The 19,882-nt window shown below is 76.3% G+C and carries 19 protein-coding genes; 11 read left to right on the forward strand and 8 right to left on the reverse strand.

Features of this window, described 5'->3' with window-relative positions:
- The first annotated feature begins 6 nt into the window (after positions 1 to 6).
- On the forward strand, positions 7 to 321 hold the full coding sequence (locus tag ANAEK_RS21845; RefSeq protein WP_012528304.1) for a Smr/MutS family protein: 315 nt from the start codon (positions 7 to 9) through the stop codon (positions 319 to 321).
- Here the strand turns inward: ANAEK_RS21845 and ANAEK_RS21850 are convergent.
- Complete coding sequence (locus ANAEK_RS21850) at positions 309 to 1,529, reverse strand: DHHA1 domain-containing protein (RefSeq protein WP_012528305.1); 1,221 nt, start codon at positions 1,527 to 1,529, stop codon at positions 309 to 311. The genes ANAEK_RS21845 and ANAEK_RS21850 overlap by 13 nt on opposite strands.
- 110 nt (positions 1,530 to 1,639) lie before the next feature.
- Here ANAEK_RS21850 and ANAEK_RS21855 point away from each other — a divergent pair, with 110 nt between their 5' ends.
- Entirely contained in the window at positions 1,640 to 2,044 is a 405-nt protein-coding gene (locus tag ANAEK_RS21855) for an HPF/RaiA family ribosome-associated protein (RefSeq protein ID WP_041454295.1), read from the forward strand.
- A gap of 31 nt (positions 2,045 to 2,075) precedes the next feature.
- On the opposite strand, the gene ANAEK_RS21860 is transcribed toward ANAEK_RS21855, so the two are convergent.
- From ANAEK_RS21860 to ANAEK_RS21880, 5 genes are read right to left on the reverse strand one after another with little or no spacing between them, the layout of a single operon-like run.
- Entirely contained in the window at positions 2,076 to 3,992 is a 1,917-nt protein-coding gene (locus tag ANAEK_RS21860; RefSeq protein ID WP_012528307.1) for a response regulator, read from the reverse strand.
- Complete coding sequence (locus tag ANAEK_RS21865; protein ID WP_232288312.1) at positions 3,956 to 5,908, reverse strand: Ig-like domain-containing protein; 1,953 nt, start codon at positions 5,906 to 5,908, stop codon at positions 3,956 to 3,958. Before ANAEK_RS21865 ends, ANAEK_RS21860 begins: the two co-directional genes overlap by 37 nt.
- Before the next feature lie 16 nt (positions 5,909 to 5,924).
- Positions 5,925 to 6,557 carry a hypothetical protein gene (locus ANAEK_RS21870; protein WP_012528309.1) on the reverse strand — a complete coding sequence of 211 codons (633 nt, stop codon included), beginning with the start codon at positions 6,555 to 6,557 and terminating at the stop codon, positions 5,925 to 5,927.
- Positions 6,554 to 7,291: a sensor histidine kinase gene (locus ANAEK_RS21875; RefSeq protein WP_012528310.1), complete on the reverse strand. Its 738-nt coding sequence runs from the start codon at positions 7,289 to 7,291 to the stop codon at positions 6,554 to 6,556. Before ANAEK_RS21875 ends, ANAEK_RS21870 begins: the two co-directional genes overlap by 4 nt.
- Before the next feature lie 10 nt (positions 7,292 to 7,301).
- The gene (locus ANAEK_RS21880) at positions 7,302 to 9,143 is read right to left on the reverse strand and encodes a PAS domain-containing sensor histidine kinase (RefSeq protein WP_232288313.1); all 1,842 of its coding nucleotides are present in this window, start codon (positions 9,141 to 9,143) and stop codon (positions 7,302 to 7,304) included.
- A 297-nt stretch (positions 9,144 to 9,440) separates the two neighbouring features.
- On the opposite strand from ANAEK_RS21880, the gene ANAEK_RS21885 reads away from it, so the two are divergent.
- Together ANAEK_RS21885 and ANAEK_RS21890 are read left to right on the forward strand one after the other, a co-directional pair.
- Complete coding sequence (locus ANAEK_RS21885) at positions 9,441 to 10,076, forward strand: DUF47 domain-containing protein (protein ID WP_012528312.1); 636 nt, start codon at positions 9,441 to 9,443, stop codon at positions 10,074 to 10,076.
- Positions 10,077 to 10,113: 37 nt separating this feature from the next.
- The gene (locus tag ANAEK_RS21890) at positions 10,114 to 11,172 is read left to right on the forward strand and encodes an inorganic phosphate transporter (RefSeq protein ID WP_012528313.1); all 1,059 of its coding nucleotides are present in this window, start codon (positions 10,114 to 10,116) and stop codon (positions 11,170 to 11,172) included.
- Between the two features lie 3 nt (positions 11,173 to 11,175).
- Here ANAEK_RS21890 and ANAEK_RS21895 read toward each other — a convergent pair whose 3' ends face one another.
- Entirely contained in the window at positions 11,176 to 12,192 is a 1,017-nt protein-coding gene (locus ANAEK_RS21895; protein ID WP_012528314.1) for a radical SAM protein, read from the reverse strand.
- 28 nt (positions 12,193 to 12,220) lie between these two features.
- On the opposite strand from ANAEK_RS21895, the gene ANAEK_RS21900 reads away from it, so the two are divergent.
- On the forward strand, positions 12,221 to 12,718 hold the full coding sequence (locus ANAEK_RS21900; RefSeq protein WP_012528315.1) for a hypothetical protein: 498 nt from the start codon (positions 12,221 to 12,223) through the stop codon (positions 12,716 to 12,718).
- Here ANAEK_RS21900 and ANAEK_RS21905 read toward each other — a convergent pair.
- Positions 12,660 to 13,292 (reverse strand): DNA-3-methyladenine glycosylase, encoded by a 633-nt coding sequence (locus ANAEK_RS21905; RefSeq protein WP_012528316.1) that lies wholly within the window; start codon positions 13,290 to 13,292, stop codon positions 12,660 to 12,662. The genes ANAEK_RS21900 and ANAEK_RS21905 overlap by 59 nt on opposite strands.
- A gap of 166 nt (positions 13,293 to 13,458) precedes the next feature.
- On the opposite strand from ANAEK_RS21905, the gene ANAEK_RS21910 reads away from it, so the two are divergent.
- The 6 genes from ANAEK_RS21910 (at position 13,459) to ANAEK_RS21935 (ending at position 19,808) form a co-directional block, all read left to right on the forward strand.
- Complete coding sequence (locus ANAEK_RS21910) at positions 13,459 to 14,094, forward strand: hypothetical protein (protein WP_012528317.1); 636 nt, start codon at positions 13,459 to 13,461, stop codon at positions 14,092 to 14,094.
- Positions 14,084 to 14,875: a hypothetical protein gene (locus ANAEK_RS21915; RefSeq protein ID WP_012528318.1), complete on the forward strand. Its 792-nt coding sequence runs from the start codon at positions 14,084 to 14,086 to the stop codon at positions 14,873 to 14,875. The genes ANAEK_RS21910 and ANAEK_RS21915 overlap by 11 nt, the downstream gene beginning before the upstream one ends.
- Positions 14,876 to 14,887: 12 nt before the next feature.
- Positions 14,888 to 16,357 (forward strand): pyruvate kinase, encoded by a 1,470-nt coding sequence (pyk, locus tag ANAEK_RS21920; RefSeq protein ID WP_012528319.1) that lies wholly within the window; start codon positions 14,888 to 14,890, stop codon positions 16,355 to 16,357.
- A 56-nt stretch (positions 16,358 to 16,413) separates the two neighbouring features.
- Positions 16,414 to 17,598 (forward strand): Xaa-Pro peptidase family protein, encoded by a 1,185-nt coding sequence (locus ANAEK_RS21925; RefSeq protein ID WP_012528320.1) that lies wholly within the window; start codon positions 16,414 to 16,416, stop codon positions 17,596 to 17,598.
- Positions 17,599 to 17,632: 34 nt separating this feature from the next.
- Positions 17,633 to 19,126 (forward strand): MBL fold metallo-hydrolase, encoded by a 1,494-nt coding sequence (locus tag ANAEK_RS21930; protein WP_012528321.1) that lies wholly within the window; start codon positions 17,633 to 17,635, stop codon positions 19,124 to 19,126.
- Between the two features lie 157 nt (positions 19,127 to 19,283).
- On the forward strand, positions 19,284 to 19,808 hold the full coding sequence (locus ANAEK_RS21935) for a hypothetical protein (RefSeq protein WP_232288314.1): 525 nt from the start codon (positions 19,284 to 19,286) through the stop codon (positions 19,806 to 19,808).
- Positions 19,809 to 19,882 lie beyond the last annotated feature (74 nt).

A 19,882-nucleotide genomic window follows, 5' to 3' on the forward strand; every position in this document is an offset into this window, starting at 1 on the left:
CCCGCCATGGCGCGAGCGCCCGATCCCCCGTCCGGCGGCGACGATCCCTTCCCGGAGCCGGTGCCGCTGCCCATCGACGGCACGCTCGACCTGCACGCGTTCTCGCCCGCCGAGGTGGGGACGCTCGTGCCGGAGTGGATCGGCGCGTGCCGCGAGGCGGGCCTCACCGAGCTGCGCATCGTGCACGGCAAGGGCATCGGGGCGCTGCGCCGCACGGTCGAGGCGCTGCTGGCGCGCGACCCGCGGGTGAAGGCGTTCCGCCCCGCCGGCGAGGACGGCGGCGGCTGGGGCGCGACGCTGGTGACGCTTCACGCACCGTGACGGGCGGCCGCGGCGAGCGCCTCCTCCAGCGCCCCGGCGTCCGGGCCGCTGCCCTGCGCCAGGTCCGGCGCGCCTCCGCCCTTGCCGCCCAGGCGCGCCGCCGCCTCGCGGACCCGCGCGCCCATGTCGACGCCGGTGACGCCCGGCCCGGCGTCGCGGGGGCGCGCGAACGCGAGGTGGGCCCGCCCCTCCTCCACCGCGCCGAGGAACGCCGCGCGGCCGCGCGCGGCCAGCCCCGCGGCCACCGCGCGCAGGTATCCGGCCGCGCCCGGCGCCGGCGGCGCCAGCACCGCCCGCACCGCGCCGGCGGGCTGCGCCGCCGCGAGCCGGTCCGCCTCGCCCTCGGCGAGCGCGGCGGCGAGCCGGTCGAGGTCCTTGCGGCGCTGCGCCGACTCCGCGGCGAGCCGCGCGGTCGCGGCCGGCACCTCCGCCGGCGCGCAGCGCAGCGACGCGGCCGCGGCCGCGAGCCGCCCGCGGGCGTCGGCGAGCGCGCGCACCGCCCGCGCGCCGCACACGAACTCGACGCGCGTGCCGGCGCCCCACTTCTGCGCCCCGAGCACCGCCACGGCGCCCACCGCGCCGGTGCGGCGCGGGTGCGTCCCGCCGCAGGGCGAGGCGTCCACCACCTCGCCGCGCGCGAGGTCGCCCACCACCACGATGCGCGCGCCCTTCTCCGGCGCCTTGCGCAGCGGCAGCGCCGCCAGCTCCGCCGGCGCGAAGTCGCGCGCGGTCACCGTCAGGTCGCGGAACACGAGGTCGTTGGCGCGCGCCTCGGCGGCGCGCAGCCGCGCCTCGCCAAGGCTGGCCGGCGGCGCGTCGAGGTCGATGGTGCAGGTCTCGGCGCCGAGGTGGAACGAGACGGTGTGCGCGCCGGCGGTGGCCTCGAACGCGGCCGAGAGCAGGTGCTGGCCGTGGTGCTGCTGGAGGTGGTCCCGGCGGCGGGCCGCGTCCACCTCGCCCGGCACCGGGGCGCCGGCGTCCGGCGGCGTGCCCTCGAGCGCGTGCAGGATCTCGCCGTCCACCTCCTGCACGTCCACCACCGCGGCGCCGCCCAGCCGCCCGCGATCCGCCGGCTGGCCGCCGCCCTCCGGGTAGAACGCGGTCCGGTCGAGCACGAGCGCGGGCCGCCCGGCCAGCGTGCGCACGCCCACCACCCGCGCCTCGAAGGTGAGCCGGTCCGGATCGTCGAGGTACAGCCGCTCGGTCATGGTCGCTCCCGGTGCCCCGCCGGCGCGCCGGGCGCCGGGGCGGGCGAGCATATCCCCGCGGCCCGCCGCGCGGCGTGCCCTCCCGGTCCGCGCGCCCCATCCTGAAGGGCATGAAGCTCGTCATCCACGCCCATCACCTCACCCTGCCGCCCGACCTGGGCGCGTTCCTCCGCAAGCACGTGACCCGCCCGCTCGCCCGCCTCCAGGACGACTCCGCGGCGGAGTTGGCCGTCCACCTCGGCGACGCGCGCCGCAAGAAGGGCGGCGTGGACCAGGAGTGCCGGCTCTCCTTCCGCATGCCGGGCACCCGGACCCTGCACGTCGAGAGCGTGCAGGAGGACGTGCACGTGGCCCTGCTCGACGCGGCGGAGCGGCTGAAGCGCCTGGTGAAGCGCGAGCTGGAGAAGATGCGCTCCCGCACCGGCCACCCGATGCACCGGCCGCTCGGCCGGAGCTATCGCATGGCCGCGAGCCGGCGCGGCGTCACGCCGGACGGCGATCCGGCGGGCCTCTAGGGGCTGCGCGGGCCCGCCCGGCGGCGCGCGCTCACGCCGCCACGCGCGGCGGCCCGAGCAGCCGGCGCAGGTGCGCGAGCAGCGCCTCGCTGGTGAACGGCTTCTGGATGAGCTCCACGTCGCCGTCCACCAGCCGGTCCTGCACCAGCACGTCGTCGGTGTGGCCGGTCATGAACAGCACCTTCATCCCGGGCTGCCCCGGCGTGAGCGCCTCGGCCAGCTCCGCGCCGGTCATGCGCGGCATGACGAGGTCGGTGAGCAGCACGTCCACCCGGCCGCCGCGGGCGCGCGCCGCCTCCAGCGCCTCGGCGCCGTTCCGCCCGGAGATGACCTGGTAGCCGCTGCCGGAGAGCACGCGGCCGAGCAGCGTCCGGAGCGCGTCCTCGTCCTCGGCCAGCACCACCGTCTCGCCCAGCCCGCGCGGCGCCGCCACCGGCACCGCGACCGCCACCCGCGCCGCCGCCTCGTCGGCGGCCGGCAGGTACACGGTGAACGAGGTGCCCGCGCCCGGGCGCGACTCCACCCGGATGGCGCCGCCCGCCTGCCGCACGATGCCGTAGACGGTGGCGAGCCCGAGCCCGGTGCCGGTCTCCTTGGTGGTGAAGAACGGCTCGAAGATGCGCGCCCGCACCTCCTCCGTCATGCCCATGCCGGAGTCGCGCACCGTGAGCGTCACGTAGCGCCCGGCGGGCAGCGAGAGCTCGCGCAGCGCCTGCGGCACCTCCACGTTCGCGGTGGCGATGTGCAGCGGCCCGCCGTCGGGCATCGCGTCGCGCGCGTTCACCGCCAGGTTGAGCAGCACCTGCGCGAGCTGGTCGGCGTCGGCGAGCACCGGCCACGGCTGCTCCTGGAGCGTGGTGGTGACCTCGATCCGCTCGCCGATGGCGCGCCCGAGGAGCTTGCCCAGGTCCTGCACCACCTTGTTGAGCGACAGCACCTCCGGCCGGAGCAGCTTCTTGCGGGAGAGCGTGAGGAGCTGCCGGGTGACGCCCACCGCGCGGTGCGCCGCCTCGATGATCCCGTCGGCGCACTCGCGCAGGCGCGGATCGGTGGTGGGCAGGTCCCGCACCAGCAGCTCGGAGTAGCCGAGCACCACCGCGAGCACGTTGGAGAAGTCGTGGGCGACGCCGCCGGCGAGCCGGCCCACCGCCTCCATCTTCTGCGCCTGGCGGAGGTTCTGCTCCAGCTCGCGGCGCTCCGCCTCGGCGCGCTCGCGCTCCGACATGTCGCGCACCGACACCACGCGCAGCCCGCGGTCGTGCAGGCGCAAGGCGTCCACCGTCACCTCGACCGGGAACGCGGTCCCGTCGGCGCGCCGGTGCCGCCCCGGGGCGGCGTGGATCCCCGCCGCCGGGCCGCCCTCGCCGCCGCCCTCCTCGAGCAGGTCGGCGTAGCGCAGGTCGCGGAGCGCGTCGCGATCGCGGCCGTAGAGCCGCTCGGCGGCCGGGTTCGCGTCCTCCAGCCGGCCCGACTCGGCGTCCACGAGCAGGATCGCGTCGGAGGAGGTCTCGAACACGCCGCGGTGCAAGGCCTCGCTCTCCACCAGGCGCGCCACCAGCTCGCGCTGCGAGCGCTTCATCCGCACCTTCTCGACCGCGTTCTCGACCTTGAGGTTGAGCGCGTCGTAGTCGGAGACCGGCTTCGTCACGTAGTCGAACGCGCCGATCTGCACCGCCTGGATGGCGGAGTCGAGCGAGGCGTAGCCGGTGACCAGGATCACCTCCACGTCCGGCTTGGCCGCCTTGAGCTGCCGCGCCACGTCCAGGCCCGAGCCGTCGCCCAGGTTCTTGTCCACCAGCGCCACGTCGATGTCGCCGGGCTCCGCCGCGCGCGCCAGCGCCTCGCGCGCCGAGCCGGCGAGGAGCAGGGTGCGCCCCTCGCCCTCGAGGAACCGCCGGAACACGTCGAGGATCACGGGCTCGTCGTCGACGATGAGGATCGTCGCCATGTCGCCTCCGGGAGATCGAAGCGGACCCCGGCCGAGAGGCCCGCCGCCGCGAGCGCGCCGAGCGGCGAGCGCCCGGCGGCCAGCAGCGACGCCTCCAAGAATGGGGTCGCGTAGCGGAACGGCCAGCCCACGCCCAGGGTGGCGCGGAGCGCGGGGGCGGCGCCGGCGTCGCGGGCGGCGCCGTCGGGATCGACGCGGCCGAGGAGCGCGCCCGCGGCCAGGCTCCCCCACAGCTCGGGCCCGCGGCGCAGCTCCCGCCGGACCGTGGCGCCGCCGAGGAGCGTCAGGCCCCGCGCCGGCGCGTCGGCGCTGAGCTGGATCGGCTCGCCCCTGGAGCCGGTGGCCCGCAGGTCGCGGTGGCCGTCGAAGCCGAGCACGCCGGCCTCCAGCCGCCAGGCGAGCACGTACGTCGGGGGCAACAGGCCCCGCATCGGCAGCTCCGTCGCGAGCCCCGCGCTCGCGGCGGTGAAGCGCCCCCGCAGGTCCCACAGGACGCCCGCGGTGGGGAGGATCGCCGGCCCGCGGGGGGGAACCAGCAGGAGCTCGGCGGTGGCCCGCGCCTGGCCCACCTGGGCGAGCACGGTCTCGCCGGTCCGCGACGGGACGGCGGGCGCGCGGTACCGCACCCGCCAGGTCCCCTCGCCGTCCGGCTCCACGCCCAGGATCGACCCGCGCCGCGCCGAGACGGCCGGCACCGCGCGGACCGGGTTGTCGTAGCGATCGAGCACCGTGACCCGGAGCGCGGCGTCGTGGCCGTCGGCGAGCAGCACCGCGTCGTCCGGCGAGAAGCGGGCCCGCGCGGGCGGGCCGGGCTGCAGCGGCAGCGCGCGCGATCCCGAGATCCCGGCGGCGGGCGCGCGGGCGGTGATGACCACCTCGCCGCGGCCGCCGAAGCCGGGGCGGACCCGCAGCCGCGCCGCGACCGCGCCGACCCCGGCCGGCGCCGGGGCGGAGAGCGTGCCGCCCGCCGCCGCCAGCTCCACCGGCGCGTCCACCGCGTTGCCGGCGGCGTCGAGCACGCGGGCGGTGACGCCCACCTCCTCGACCGAGCCCGCCACCACCGCCTCGCGATCGAACGTCACCGCCACCGTGGCGGGCGGCCCGGCGACGGCGTCGAGCCGGATCACCGCGCGCGAGGCGGGCGAGCCGGGCAGCCGCACCACCAGCCGGTCCTCGCCCACCGCGCCGGCCGGCAGGGTCCAGATCGCCTCGAACGCGCCCGGCTCGCGGGCCACCGCGCTCACGCTGCCGCGCGAGGCCTCGAACGCCGGCACGTCGCCGCGGCGCGCCGCCCCGTGGGGCGCGACCACGTACGCGAGCACGCGCACGTGCTCGGCCTGGTCGGCGTGCACCGCGACGTGGTCCGCCACCGCGTGCACGAGCGAGGTCTCCGGCACGTGCAGGTCCACCGGCCGGAAGCCGTGGTGGGCCTCGCGCACGCCCGGCGGGACCACCACCGGGATGACCGCCAGGCCGTCCGGGCCCGCGCGCCGCGGCCCGAAGGTCCGGTCGCCGATGCGCAGCGAGATCTCCTGCCCGGGCTGCGATCGGACCCGCGCGTCCCCCTGCCCGGAGAGCGGCAGCGCCAGCCACCCGTCCACCGGCCCGCGCGCGGTCCGGCCGGTGGCGGCGACGATCGCGACCAGCGGGTAGCGCTCGGCGGGCGGGCGGTAGCGCGCGGCGAAGCCGCCGCCCGCGAGCCGGCGGAGCCCCTCCACCCGGCCGGCGTTGGTGGAGATCGAGAGCTCCTCCACCTCGGCGGGCGCGTGGATGCGCAGCTCGGCGGCGCCGTCGCGCCCGAGCAGCAGGCGCGGCGGATCGGCCACGATGCGCAGCGCGCCGCCCGAGCCGGGCGGCGGCTCGTCCAGCGCGGCGGCGCCGGCCGGACCGAGCGCCGCCAGCAGGGCGATGGCCACGAGGGCGCGGGTCGGGCTAGGGCGGCGGCGGCGGCGCATTCCAGTCCATCTCGAGCGACTCGATGTTGCCCACCCCGGGCGCGGCGGGCGGACAGCGGCCATCCGGGGCGGGGCCGGCGCCGGGCCGGCACTCCGGCGCGGCGGCGGGCTCCGGCCGCTCCTGGGCGCGGCGCGCGGCCGCGCGCGCGAGGACGCCCGGCGCCACCTCGGCGGACGGGCGCGCCTTGGCGCGGAACGCCTCGGCGGTGGCCGCGGCGGGCGCCGCCCTGGGCGCGGCCGCGGGCCCCGCGGAGGCGGGCGCAGCGGAAGGGGCCGGCGCGGAGGCGGCCGCCGGCGCCGCGGTGGCCGCCGGGACCGGGGTGGCGGGCGCGGGGTCGGCGGCGGAGGCCGGGGCGGCGCGGGCGGCCGGGGCCGGGGCCGGACGCGGCGGGCGGCGCGCGGCGGCGGCCGGCGCGGGCGAAGGCGGCGGCGCCGTGGGCGCGGCGACGGTGAGGACCGCCGGGCTCGCCGGCGGCTCGGCCGTCACCGCCTCGGCCTCGAACGCGGGCTGGGCCGCGTGGCGGCGCCCGGACAGGACCGCGCCCGCGCTGGCCGCGGCCACCCCGGAGGCGAGCGCCAGCCAGGCGGCGAGGCGCGCGGCGCGGATCACGGCGTCCCCTCCGCCGGCGCGGCCGGGATGGAGACGCAGAACTCGGTCACCGCCCACGGGAGCCGGGCCGGATCGGCGGCGTCCACCAGCGTCACCGCGCCGCCGAAGCGGCTCATCAGCCGGCGCGAGATGTGGAGCCCGAGGCCGGTGCCGTGCCCCGGCGCCTTGGTGGTGAAGCGCGGCTCGAAGATGCGCTCGCGGAGCTCGGCCGGGATGCCCGTCCCCGCGTCCGACACGCGCACCTCGATGCCCTCGCCCGCCGCCGCGATCACCCGCACCTCCACCCGCCCCGGGCCGACACCATCCACCGCGTCGAGCGCGTTGGCGATGAGGTTCGTCGCCGCGTGCACCAGCGCGCCCGGCGCCCCGAAGCCGTCGGGCAGGCCCGCCGCGGGCGCGAACGCGAAGCGCGCGCCGAGCGGGCGGACGCGCAGCGCCAGCAGGTCCACCGCGCGCGCGACCACCGGCGCGACCGCGAAGCGCACCGGCTCGGCGTCGCCGGCGCGGAACAGCTCGTCGTAGCCGTTCACGACCTCGCCCAGGCGCGCGAGCTGGCTGCGCAGGATCCGCCACGCCTCCTGCTGCGCCAGCCCCGGGCCGGCGGCGCGCTCGAGCAGCGTGGCGGCCGCGTCCGCGCCCATGAGCGGCTGCCGCAGCTCGTGGAGCAGCGCGGGCGCGAGCAGCTCGGCGTCGAGCAGGGCGAGTCCGGCCGGGTCGTCGTGCTTCCTCTTCATGCGCGCTCCGTCAGGCGAGGTGCGCGGCCGTGGCCGCCGGGAGCAGCACCGTGATGGCCGCCCCCGCCCCCTCCTCGCTCTCCACCACGATGCGCCCGTGGTGGGCCTCCACGATGCTGTGCGACACCGACAGGCCGAGGCCGACGCGGCCCGGGTGCTCCTTGGTGGTGAAGAACGGGTCGAAGATCCGCTCGCGGATGGTGACCGGGATGCCCTTGCCGGTGTCGGCGATGCGCAGCCGGAGCGCCTCGCCGTCCACGGTGCCGAGCGACACCTCCAGCGAGCCGCCGCGCGGCATGGCGTTGATGGCGTTCTCCACCAGGTGCGCCACCACCTGCTGGATCTGCACCGGGTCGCCCTGCGCGTCGGGGAGCCGCTCGTCGAAGCGGGTGGTGAGCTCGATGCCGGCGGCGCGCAGGCGGTCCTCGTAGAGCGCCAGCGCGGCGCGCACCGGGGCCACCAGCGAGAAGCGCCGGCCCTGCATGGACCGCTCCTGGTCGGCGAAGCTGCGCAGGTCCTCCACCACCCGCGCCACGCGCGCGGTCTGCTCCTGCGCCCGCCCGATCATCTCGGCGTGCGCGCTGCCCGGCGGCAGCTCGCGCTTCAGGATGGCGAGGTAGCCCACGATCGCGGTCATGGGGTTGTTGAGCTCGTGCGCCAGGCCCGCGCCGAGCGAGCCGAGCGCGGCCAGGCGGCGGGTGCGGAGGATCTGGTCCTGGGCGGTCTTCAGCTCGGCGGTGCGCTCCTCGACGCGGGACTGCAGCTCGCGGTTCCAGCCGCGGATCTCCTCGTCGCGCCGCCGGAGCTCCCCGGTCATGCGGCCGAAGGCGCGGCCCAGGTCGGCGATCTCGTCCCGGCCCTTCTCCGACACCGGGGCGGAGAAGTCGCCGGCGGCGATGGCCGCGGCGGCGCGCGAGAGCCGCTGCACCGGCCGCGTCACCATCCGCGCCAGCACCGCGCCGACCCCGAGCGCGAGCACGAGCGCCACCGCGGACCAGCCCACCGTGTAGAAGCGCAGCCGCTCCGCCGCGCTGAACGCGACCGCCATGGGCTGCGCCACCACCGCGCCCCAGCCCAGCGAGCCGAGCGGCGCGAACGCGGACAGCCAGCGCTCGCCGTCCTGCCGCCGCACCAGCCGCGACCAGGCCAGGCCCTTCCCGAACCCGACCTCGGACAGCCGGCGCTCCTCGTCGGTGAGCGGCCCGGCCTGCACCCCGGCGATGAGCGCGCCCTGGCCGTCCACCAGGTACGCGAGCCCGCCGGCGCCGGACAGCTCGGCGATGCGGTGCTCCACGTCGCGGAGCAGGATCTCCGCCGCGAGCGTCCGGTCCTTGCCGATGCGCAGCGCCACCGCGATGCGGGCCGGGCCGCGCTCGCCGCGGTACGGGGCCGAGAGCGTGGTCGCCCCGGCCTTCGCGGGCGCGCGGGGGATCTGCCGGGCGAAGCGGTCGAGGTCGCGATCGTCCACCGGCTCGCGGCCGGCCAGCGCCGGATCGCGCTCCGGCCGCCGCTCGAACACCGGCCCGGCCACCGGCGTGTTCGCGTCGTCCACGAGCACCAGGATCGAGACGAACGGGAGCTGCCGGTACGGGATGTCGAGCACGGCAGACAGCTCGCCGCGCGAGAACTCGTCGAACGGCATCGCCGAGACCGCCAGCCGCAGGCTCTCGACCGAGTTCCCGACGAACCGCTCGGTGAACAGCGCCAGGTCCTCGGCGGCCTGGACCTGCATGCGGCCGACGGTGCGCTGCAGCTCGTCCCGGCTCACGGTGTACGAGACGAGCCCGAGCAGCGCGACCGGGAGGACCCCGACCGCCAGGAGCACGAGCCCGATCTTCGCGCCGAACCGCATGCGGTGCCCGGATTCCTTGCCGAGGGAGCCGTCGAGATCCGCCCCGGGGAACGGCGGTTGCCCGGCCGTCCCTCGCAGGAGGGGGAATATGGTCGCCACCTGGGAAGCTGGACAAGCCTCGCAGGTGGCGGAATGTCCCACAAACCCGGGACGGAGCGAAGGAAAGTCGGGCCGCGGCGGGCGCGCGATCCCCAGATGGGCGCGCTCTCACAGTGGAATTCCGGACGTTCAGAGTCGTTTGACTGCCTCGCGGGAATCGGTATGGTGCGCGCGCTTGCCCTCCCAGGGAGACCCTCGATGACGATGCTCGAGAAGCTGATGCCGAAGTCGGACGACTTCTTCTCCGACTTCGAGGCGCAGGCGGCGACCGTGGTCGAAGGGGCGAAGCTGCTGAAGCTGCTGCTCGAGGACTTCACCGACGTCCCGAGAAAGTGCCAGGCGATCAAGGACGTCGAGCACAAGGCCGACGACATCACGCACCGCGCCTTCGCCCGGCTCCACACGCAGTTCATCACCCCGTTCGACCGGGCCGAGATCCACCGGCTGCTGTCCCGCATCGACGACGTGCTCGACCTCGCCGACGCCGCCGCCGAGCGCCTCGGCCTCTACGACATCGACCAGGTGCTCCCCGAGGCGCGGGACCTCGCCGCGGTGCTGGTGGCCCAGGCGCTGAAGATGGAGGAGGCGGTGAAGGGGCTCCGGAACATGAAGAAGGACCCGGAGACCATCCTCGAGGCCTGCAAGGAGATGAACGTCCTCGAGAACCAGGCCGACCACCTCACCCGGACCACCATGGCGAAGCTGTTCAAGCGCGGGAACGACCCGCTCACGGTCATCAAGTGGAAGGAGATCATCGATCTCATCGAGACCGCGACCGACCGGGCCGAGGACGTGGCGAACGTGATCGAGGGCGTGGTGCTGGAGCACGCCTAGACGATCCCACCCTCCCCGCCGCGCCCGGTCCGCCGCCATGCTCATCCTCGTCATCCTCCTCGTCCTGGTCGCGCTCGCCTTCGACTTCATCAACGGGTTCCACGACGCCGCGAACTCCATCGCGACCGTGGTCTCGACCCGGGTGCTCTCGCCGCTCGTGGCGGTGGCCTGGGCGGCGTTCTTCAACTTCATCTCCGCCATGCCGGTGCTGTGGGGCGCGGAGCTGAAGGTGGCCGCCACCATGGGCAAGGGCATCGTCCACTTCGAGCAGCTCAAGGCGGGCGGCATCTCGCTCGTGCTCATGGTGGTGTTCGCCGCGCTGATGGGCGCGATCGTCTGGAACCTGCTGACCTGGTGGTGGGGGCTGCCCTCGTCGTCCTCGCACGCGCTCGCCGGCGGCATGATCGGCGCCAGCCTGCCGCCGCTCGGCTTCGCCGGCCTCATCCCCTCCGGCATCCTCAAGATCGCCGCGTTCATCGTGCTCTCGCCGCTCATCGGCATGGTGCTCGGCTCGCTCATGATGGTGGCGACCGCCTGGATCGTGCGGAAGAACACGCCGGCGCGCGTGGATCGCTGGTTCCGTCGCCTGCAGCTCGTCTCGGCCGCCATCTTCAGCTACAGCCACGGCACGAACGACGCCCAGAAGGTGATGGGCATCATCTCCGTCATCCTCTACGGCACCATCTGGGCGGACCGCGCCGCCATGACGCCGGGCCACTTCCCGGTGCCGTTCTGGGTGGTGCTCTGCTGCCACGCGGCCATCGGCCTCGGCACCATGTTCGGCGGCTGGCGCATCGTCCGCACCATGGGCCACAACCTCACCAAGCTGCAGCCCATCGGCGGCTTCTGCGCCGAGACCGGCGGCGGCGTGACCATCCTCGCGCTCGCCCACCTCGGCATCCCGGTCTCCACCACCCACACCATCACCGGCGCCATCGTGGGCGTGGGCTCGACGAAGGGCACGCGCGCGGTGCGCTGGGGCGTGGCCGGCCGGATCATCTGGGCCTGGGTGTTCACCATCCCGGCCGCGGCGATCGTCGCCGGCGTCATCTTCCTGGTGACGCGCGCGATCGTGGGCGTGGTCGGCGTCGGCTGACGATCAGTCGCCGCGACGCCGCGAGGCCAGCATCCCGCAGGCGGCGTGCTCGTCCTGGCCGCCGGAGTAGCGGCGGACGATGGGCGTCCCGGGCAGCTCGCGGGCGAGCGCGTCGCGGAACGCGTTCCACTCGTCCTCGTCCGGCGGGCGGTAGCGGCCCGAGGCGTCGTTCACGGCGATGGGGTTGAGGCGCACCGGGATCCCGGCGAGCAGCTGGCCCAGCGCCGCCGCGTCCTCCTCGCCCACGTTCACGCCCGAGATCATGACGTACTCGAGCGTCACCCGGCCGCGCAGCGCCGCGTGCTCGCGGATCGCCTCGACCAGCTCGTCGAGCGGGAAGCCCTGCTCCACCGGCATGAGCGCGCGCCGCTTCCAGGGCATGGCGGCGTTGAGCGAGATGCACAGGCGGAACTTGTGCCCCTCGGCGGTGTAGCGGCGGATCATCGGGACCACGCCGGCGGTGGAGATGGAGATGCGCCGCGCGTCGATGCGCGCGCCGGCCGGATCGCAGAGCGCGTACGCGGCGGCCAGCACCTCGTCGTAGTTCAGGAACGGCTCGCCCTGCCCCATGAACACCACGCCGGTGATGGGCCGCTCCGAGTCGGCCCGCACCGCGAGGAGCTGCGAGACCATCTCCCAGGAGCGGAGCGAGCGGTCGAGGCCGAGCTTCGCGGTGGCGCAGAACGCGCAGCCGAGCGCGCAGCCCGCCTGCGAGGACAGGCACACCACGTGGTGCGTGTCGAAGAGCGGGATGCGCACCGTCTCGACGCGCAGGCCGTCGGGCAGCTCGAAGAGGTACTTACGGAAGCCGTCGCGCGCGTCCACCGCCTCGAGGAGGCGCAGCTCGCCCGGCGTGGCGAGCGCGTCCACCTCGTCCAGCACCGAGCGGCGGACGTTGCGCGCGTCGCGGAGCGGGGCGCCGCGCCCGATGACCGCGCCGGTGATCCGGCGCGCGTCCTCGAGCGAGATCCCGGCCCGGCGCGCCAGCGTTCGGCTGTCCTGGCCGGCGAGGTGGAGCACGGCGGCGAGATAGCATAAGTTCGCGCCGATGAGAGCACTCGCCGCCGCCGCACTCCTGTTCCTCGCGGGGTGCGTCACGTACAGCCAGCCGCCGGAGAACGCTCCGCCCCCCGCGCCGGAGGGCGAGGTGCCGCCCGAGGCCTCGCCCCCTCCGCCGCCGGCGCCGCCCGCGCCCTCGCAGGCCGAGTCCGCGCCGCAGCCCGCACCGCAGCGCGCACCGCAGGCTGCGCCCCCGCCGGCGCCGCCGCCCGCGCCCCAGGCAGCGCCCCCGCCCGCGCCGCGCCCGGGCTACCTGGGCCGCGACCAGGCGATCGACGCCGCGTTCCGCGTGGCGCGCGAGCGCAGGCTCCAGGTGGACACGGTGAAGCACGCGTTCCTCGACGAGCCCGCCGCGCGCTGGCACGTGGACGTGGCGGGGCCCCGCGACTTCGCGCGGGTGGTGCTGGACGCGCGCGACGGCCGGCTGCTCAAGGGCCGCTTCCGCGCGGGCGCCGCGGACGCGGGGCCGGAGCAGCGGGCGCCCTAGCCGCGCGCGCCGCGGCGGCGCCGGGCGCCGGCCGGCTCACCCACGGGCTGCCGCGCAGCGCGAAGCGCCAGGGGCGCGCCGCCCAGGCGCCGGCGTAGCCCACGTTCACGCGCGGGCCGGTCACCACCGCCTCGGCCGGCGGCGGCGCGTCCTCGACGAACAGGTCGTCGCCGCCGAGGTCGCGGCCGTTGTCGTGCTCGCGCCGGATGGCGAGCGCGCGGCACAGGTTGCCGGGCCCGCGGGTGGAGTGCAGGCACCCCTCGATCGGCTCGGCCGCGCGGATCAGCACCGCCGACGGGAACCCCTCCGGCCCGGTCACCACGTTCATGCAGTGGGACGTTCCGTAGATCAGGTACACGTACGCGCGGCCGGGCGGCCCGAACATGATGGCGGCGCGCGGGGTGGGGCCGGCGCGGGCGTGCGAGGCCCGGTCGTCGGGCCCGTGGTACGCCTCGGTCTCCACGATGCGCGCGGCGCGACGCACCCCGCCGTCGAGGTGCACGAGCACCTTCCCCAGCAGCGCTCTCGCCACGGTGCGCGTGTCGCGCGCATAGAACGCCTGCGGCAGCTTCATGCGGAGCGCGGACGCTACCTCGCGGGAGCGTCCCGCGCCAGGCGGCCGGGCCGGCCCGGTCTGCGCCGCAGCAGCGACCCAGATCAGGCGGTCTCGGCCGGAACCCCACAGGGAGGGCGGACGCCCGCTTCGCCGGCCCGCCGAGTGTGCCAACCTTCGGGCGGACGTGCGCCCGCTCACGGTCATCACCCTGCTGCTCGCGCTGCCGTGCGCCGCGCTCGCCGCGACGCCCGCGGCGAAGGACGACGACTTCGAGCCCGACGAGCCGCTGCGATCGCTCGCGCTCGGGCCGCTGCCGCGCGCCCGCGCCATGGTCTCCGGCGACGTGGGCTGGCTGCGCAGCGGCATCGGCATCGGCGTGGGCCTCGGCGCGGCGCTCGACCTCGTGCTCCGCATCGACGCCATGCCGCTGTACGAGAAGGGGCTCGGCGGCCAGCGGGAGCTGCAGGGCGGCCTGCGCTTCTCGCCCATCGCCGAGGAGGACCTGCGCCTCACCGTCCAGGTCACCGGCGGCCAGGTGTTCATCTCCAAGCCGGCCGAGCTGGTGTCGTTCACCACGGTCCGCGGCGAGATCCTGCTCGGCGCCACCTTCGACCTGCTCAGCCCCTACGCGCGGCTCGGGGTCCGGACGATGAGCCGCAACGTCGAGGGCGCCGACGCGTGGCAGCGCGAGGAGGAGATCGGGCTCGGGGTGGAGCGGGTGCTCGGGCGCTTCGTGGTCGGCGCCGAGGGCTACGTCCTGGCCCGGCCGCACCGCTCGGGCATGGGCCAGTGGAGGCTGCGGGTGGGCTATGCGCTCTAGCGGATGCGCGCGCGCGCCCCGGCGGCGGGCCGGCCTCGCGGCGGCGCTCGCGCTCGCGGCGCTGGCCGGCTGCGCCACCCGCGACGTCGAGACCACGCCGTTCCGCATCCGCGCGGAGGGCCCGGACGGCGCCTCGCTGGTGGACGCGCTCTCCGGCGCCGGATTCGTCGTGGTGACCGGCCCGGCCAGCCTGCCGTCGCCCACCACGCTCCGGGTGGACCAGGCGGTGGTGGACGACGCGAACGGCACCCGCACGCTCGAGTCGGTCACGTTCGCGTTCGATCCGGCCGCGCTGCCGGACCTGGCTTTCCCGCCGCGGCTCGCCGGGCTGACGGTGACGGTGGAGATGAACGTGGACCCGCGTGGCACCGGCCCCGTGCGCGAGCCGCTCACCATCCCGGCGCTCCGGATCGCGAGCGGCGAGACGGCGCGGAGCTACGAGTTCCTCGTCGGCGAGTCCGCCTACACGCTCGCGGACGGCATGCCGGGCGTGCCCGCGCTGCTCGGCCCGACCACCGGCACCGAGGACATCCCCTTCTTCGAGGTGCGCCCGAACTGGACCGAGTCCGAGCCGGCGAAGTGCGGCATGGTGTACGACGCCGACATGCTGCGCGTGACGCAGTCCATACCCGTGGTGACGCTGGCCGCCGGGCGGAGGGCCCAGGTGTACGTCGGGCTCCGCGCCGAGCCCTGGAACGTGGTGCACGTCCAGTCGTGGCACCGCCGCGGCACCTGCGCCGGGCAAGCGGGATCGTGGACGCAGTTCGCGGCCTGGCGTTAAAACACTCCTTCCATGCGCCGCGCCAAGATCGTCGCCACCCTCGGACCCGCGTCCGGCGAGCCGGACGTGCTCGCCAGGCTCCTCGAGCAGGGGGTGGACGTCGCCCGCCTGAACTTCTCCCACGGCCGGCACGAGGACCACGCGCGGATGCTCGACAAGATCCGCGCCGCCTCGCGCCACCTCGGCAAGGCCGTGGCCGTGCTGCAGGACCTGCAGGGCCCGAAGATCCGCACCGGCCCGCTGAAGGCCGGGAAGGCGGGCGTGCAGGTGGAGGCCGGGCAGGAGATCGTCATCACCACCGAGGGCGAACTGGCGGGCGACGCGCACCTCGTCTCGACCACCTACCCGCACCTCGCCGAGGACGTGCGCGCCGGCGACCGCCTGCTGGTGGACGACGGCCTGCTCGAGTTCCGGGTGCTCGCCACCGACGGCGTGCGCGTGCGGGCCGAGGTGGTGGAGGGCGGCTGGCTGGGCGAGCACAAGGGGATCAACCTGCCCGGCGTGGCGCTCCGCACCGAGGCCATGTCCGAGAAGGACCGCGCCGACGTGGCGTTCGGCATCTCCCACGGCGTGGACTACGTCGCGCTGTCGTTCGTGCGCACGCCCGAGGACATCGGCCTCTGCCGCGAGGAGATGGAGCGCGCCGGCCGGGTGGTGCCCATCATCGCGAAGATCGAGAAGCCCGAGGCCATCGACAACCTCGACGCCATCATCGCCGCGGCCGACGGGGTGATGGTGGCCCGCGGCGACCTCGGCGTGGAGATCCTGCCGGAGCGCGTGCCGCTGCTGCAGAAGGAGATCTGCTCGAAGGCGAACGCCTCCGGCAAGCCGGTCATCATCGCCACGCAGATGCTGAACTCGATGATGGAGCACCCGCGCCCCACCCGCGCCGAGGCGTCCGACGTGGCGAACGGGATCTGGGACGGGGCCGACGCGGTGATGCTCTCCGGCGAGACCGCCAGCGGCCGCTTCCCGCTCGCGGCGGTGCAGATGATGGACCGCATCGTGCGCGAGGCGGAGGCGGGCTCGCCGGCCGCGCTCCACGCGCGCGTCCCGCCGCCGGCGCGCCCGGCGCCGTTCAACCTGGTGACCGCTTCGGCCGCCTGCGAGGCGGCCGAGGCCGCCGGGGCGGTCGCGATCTGCTGCTTCACGCTGCGCGGCGAGACCGCGCGGCTGCTCGCGCACTTCCGCCCGCGGGTGCCGATCGTCGCGTTCTCGCCGGACCAGTCCATCCGCCGGCGCCTGGCGCTGTACTGGGGCGTGCTGCCGAAGGTGATGGAGCCGGTGAAGAACGCCGACCTCATGGCCGAGATCGTCTCCGACCGGCTCCTCGAGGAGAAGCTGGTGAAGCCGGGCGACCGGGTGGTGCTGGTGCACGGCTCCCCGCTCGGCCTGCCCGGCCAGACGAACTCCATCCGCCTGCACGAGATCACCCACCCGTCCGATCGCGGGCCCGCCCAGCGCTACCGCGTCCCGGTGTAGCGCCGCCGCCCATCCCGCCCGCCGCCCCGGCGGCGTCCACCTCGCAGGAGAACCGCATGGACATCCCCGCCCTGCAGCGCGCGCTGGCCGAGTCGAAGCTCGACGGCTGGCTGCTCTACGACTTCCACGGCCAGAACCCGACCGCGGTGAGCGCCCTCGACCTCGCCGGCCACATGCTCACCCGGCGCTGGTTCTACCTCGTGCCGCGCGCCGGCGAGCCGGTGGCGCTCGTGCACCAGATCGAGCTGGGCTCGTTCCCGCGCCACGTGCCCGGGGCGCGGCGCGGCTACTCGTCGTGGCAGTCGCTCCGCGGCGAGCTGAGCGCCCTGCTGGGCGGGCTCGGGCCGCGGGCGCGCATCGCCATGGAGTACTGCCCGGAGGGCGCCATCCCGTACCTGTCGCGGGTGGACGGCGGCACGCTCGAGCTGGTGCGCGGCTACGGCGTCGAGGTGGTGAGCTCGGCCGAGCTGGTGCAGCGCTTCCTGTGCCGCTGGGACGACGCGCAGGTGGAGAGCCACCGGCGCGCGCTCGCGGCCATCGACGCGGCCAAGGACGAGGCGTTCCAGCGGATCGGCGCCGCGCAGCGGAAGGGCGAGCGGATCCTCGAGACCGACGTGCAGCGCTTCCTGATGGAGCGCTTCGCCGCCGCGGACCTCGAGACCGACCACCCGCCCATCGTGGCGGTGAACGGCCACGCCGGCGACCCGCACTACGTGCCCTCCGAGGCCACCCCCACGCCGGTCGAGCGCGGCGACCTCGTGCTCATCGACCTGTGGGCCCGCGGCAAGGGCCCGCGCGACGTCTACGCGGACATCACCTGGGTCGGCTACTGCGGGGAGAAACCGCCGGCGAAGGTGCAGGAGGTCTTCGACGTGGTCTCCGGCGCGCGCGACGTCGGCCTCGCCACGGTGGAGCAGGCGTTCCGCGACGGGCGCACGCTGCAGGGCTGGGAGGTCGATCGCGCGGTGCGCGACTTCATCTGGTCGAAGGGGTACGGCGAGCGCTTCGTGCACCGCACCGGCCACTCCATCGGCACGAACGTCCACGGCGACGGCGTCAACCTCGACGACCTCGAGACGCACGACACCCGCACGCTCATCCCGGGCCTGGCGTTCTCCATCGAGCCGGGCGTCTACCTCCCGGACGAGGGGCTGGGCGTCCGCTGCGAGATCGACGTGTTCCTCGCCCCCGAGGGCCCCAAGGTGTTCGCGAAGATCCAGCGCGAGCTGGTCCGGATCTGATCGCGCCGCGCCCCGCGCGGCGGGAGGGCCCGCGATGTCGATGACGTTCCCCGGCCTGCCCCCGCCGCCGCCGCCGCCCGAGCCGGTGCTGGCGACGGCGGTGGTGCTCCACCGCGACGGGCCGCGCGGGCGCGAGGCGTTCCTGGTCCGGCGCGGGCGCGACCTCCGCTTCGCGGGCGGCTGGCACGCGTTCCCGGGCGGCCGGCTCGACCCGGAGGACGCGCGCGTGCCGGTGGAGGGCGCGCAGGGCGAGGACGCGCGCCTGGTCGCGTGCGCCGCGCGCGAGCTGTTCGAGGAGACCGGCGTGCTCGCCGCCCGCGGCCGCGAGCGGGTGCCGGCGGCGGCGCGCGAGGCGGCCCGGCGCGCGCTCCTCGACGGGACGCTCGCGTTCGGCGACTTCCTCGCCGCGAACGGGCTCGGGCTCGAGGCGGCGGCGTTCACGCCGGCCGGCCGCTGGGTGACGCCCGAGCACCTGCCGCTGCGCTACGACGCGCGGCTGTTCCTGCTGCCGCTCCCCCCCGGCGAGGCGCCGGTGGTCTGGCCGGGCGAGCTCGCCGACGGCGCCATGGTCCCGGCCGCCGACGCGCTCGGCGCCTGGGGCCGCGGCCAGATGCTGCTCCACCCGCCCAACCTGCACGCGCTGCGCGTGCTCGACCGCCCCGGGCCGATCGACCTCGCCGCCCTCCGCGACCCGCCGCACCGCGACGGCCCCATCTGCCGCCGCATCGAGTTCCAGCAGGGCTTCTTCCTCGCCGCGCTGCGCACGCCCACGCTGCCGCCCGCCACGCACACCAACGCGTGGCTGCTCCCGGCGGAGGGCGGCCTCGCGGTGGTGGACCCCGGCGCGCCGGAGCCCGCCGAGCAGGCGGTGCTGTTCGGGCTGCTCGACGCGCTCGCCGCCGAGGGGCTCCCGCCGCGCGAGATCTGGCTCACCCACGCGCACCCGGATCACGTCGGCGCGGTGGCGGCGCTCTCGGCGCGGTACGGGCTGCCGGTGCGGGCGCACCCGCTCGCCGCGGGCCGCGCCGGCGCGCCGGTGGAGCCGCTCGGCGAGGGCGACCGGATCGGCGATGGCGGCCGCTTCCACGTGCTGGAGACGCCCGGCCACGCGCGCGAGCACCTCGCCTTCCTCGACGAGCGGAGCGGGGCGCTCGTGTGCGGCGACCTCGTGAGCACGCTCTCCACCATCGTGATCGACCCGCCCGAGGGCGACATGGCCGAGTACGAGCGGCAGCTCGCCCGCGTGGAGGCGCTCGGGCCGCGCACGATCTACCCGGCGCACGGGCCGCCGGCGCCGGACGCGGTGGGGAAGCTCGCCGCGTACCGGGGCCACCGGCGGGAGCGCGAGGCGCTGGTGCTGGCGGCGCTCGCGGCCGGCGGGACGCTCGCCGAGATCACCGCGCGGGCGTACGCGGACACGCCCGCGCCGCTCCACCCGGTCGCGGCGCGGAGCTGCCTGGCGGTGCTGGAGAAGCTGCGGGGGGCCTCCCGCGCGGAGGAGGCAGGCGGGGTGTGGCGGGCGCGGTGACGGCCGGCCGGGCGGGCCACAGGGGACCCGTCGGATTTCCGAGCGGAAGTCCGCGGAAAGCCGGTATCGGCTGTGTCGCTCGAGACACGAACAGCCGGCAAGGCGTTGAATTCCCTGTCCCCCGTCGAGGGCACATCCGTTGCACAACGTGCCCTCCATGCCCGATCGCGCGAACAAGCTCGCCCGGCTCGCCCTCCTCCTCGCGGGCGCCTTCCTCTTCGGCGGTGCCTCCGCCGAGGTAGCCGTTCGCACGCACCAGGCGGTCGAGCAGCTCAAGGCCGAGCGCGAGATCGGCGCCGCCGGGCAGCTCGTGGCGCTCGAGCTCACCGGCGCCCAGGGCGAGGTGGTGGCGCGCCCGCGCCTCATCGCGCCGCGCGGGAAGGCCGCCGAGCTGGTGCTGCACGATCCCGCCCACCCCGGCGAGATCCGGCTCTCGTTCCGCGTCGAGGCGGACCGCGATCCCACCGGCGACATCGCGCTCGACTACGAGCTGTCGGTCCCCTCGCGCGCGGTGACCGCGCGCGGCAAGATCTCGCTCACCCCGGGCGTGGAGCAGTCGATCCAGCTCGGCGGCGGCGTCCTCGTCGCGACCTGGCTCGCGCTCCCGGTCCCGTCCGCCGGCTTCGACGCCTACCTCGAGTCCGAGGCCGCGGCGCGGCGGCTGGCCGGAAGAACGTCGTAGCTGCACGGGGAGGGGCCCCAGCCGCAGGCTGGGGAGGGGCATCGCCCCTCCCCGCGGGGACCGCTTGCGTGCCC

It is taken from the genome of Anaeromyxobacter sp. K, assembly GCF_000020805.1.
In the GTDB taxonomy this organism is placed as follows: Bacteria; Myxococcota; Myxococcia; order Myxococcales; family Anaeromyxobacteraceae; genus Anaeromyxobacter; species Anaeromyxobacter dehalogenans.

Bases quoted from the DNA above. Each gene is read 5' to 3' on its own strand.
- ANAEK_RS21900 (WP_012528315.1), top strand. From the start codon at position 12,221: ATGAGAGCACTCGCCGCCGCCGCACTCCTGTTCCTCGCGGGGTGCGTC.
- ANAEK_RS21845 (WP_012528304.1), top strand. From the start codon at position 7: ATGGCGCGAGCGCCCGATCCCCCGTCCGGCGGCGACGATCCCTTCCCG.
- pyk (WP_012528319.1), top strand. From the start codon at position 14,888: ATGCGCCGCGCCAAGATCGTCGCCACCCTCGGACCCGCGTCCGGCGAG.
- ANAEK_RS21850 (WP_012528305.1), bottom strand. From the start codon at position 1,529: ATGACCGAGCGGCTGTACCTCGACGATCCGGACCGGCTCACCTTCGAG.
- ANAEK_RS21935 (WP_232288314.1), top strand. From the start codon at position 19,284: ATGCCCGATCGCGCGAACAAGCTCGCCCGGCTCGCCCTCCTCCTCGCG.
- ANAEK_RS21925 (WP_012528320.1), top strand. From the start codon at position 16,414: ATGGACATCCCCGCCCTGCAGCGCGCGCTGGCCGAGTCGAAGCTCGAC.
- ANAEK_RS21875 (WP_012528310.1), bottom strand. From the start codon at position 7,291: ATGAAGAGGAAGCACGACGACCCGGCCGGACTCGCCCTGCTCGACGCC.
- ANAEK_RS21855 (WP_041454295.1), top strand. From the start codon at position 1,640: ATGAAGCTCGTCATCCACGCCCATCACCTCACCCTGCCGCCCGACCTG.
- ANAEK_RS21905 (WP_012528316.1), bottom strand. From the start codon at position 13,292: ATGAAGCTGCCGCAGGCGTTCTATGCGCGCGACACGCGCACCGTGGCG.
- ANAEK_RS21915 (WP_012528318.1), top strand. From the start codon at position 14,084: ATGCGCTCTAGCGGATGCGCGCGCGCGCCCCGGCGGCGGGCCGGCCTC.
- ANAEK_RS21890 (WP_012528313.1), top strand. From the start codon at position 10,114: ATGCTCATCCTCGTCATCCTCCTCGTCCTGGTCGCGCTCGCCTTCGAC.
- ANAEK_RS21880 (WP_232288313.1), bottom strand. From the start codon at position 9,143: ATGCGGTTCGGCGCGAAGATCGGGCTCGTGCTCCTGGCGGTCGGGGTC.
- ANAEK_RS21860 (WP_012528307.1), bottom strand. From the start codon at position 3,992: ATGGCGACGATCCTCATCGTCGACGACGAGCCCGTGATCCTCGACGTG.
- ANAEK_RS21885 (WP_012528312.1), top strand. From the start codon at position 9,441: ATGACGATGCTCGAGAAGCTGATGCCGAAGTCGGACGACTTCTTCTCC.
- ANAEK_RS21930 (WP_012528321.1), top strand. From the start codon at position 17,633: ATGTCGATGACGTTCCCCGGCCTGCCCCCGCCGCCGCCGCCGCCCGAG.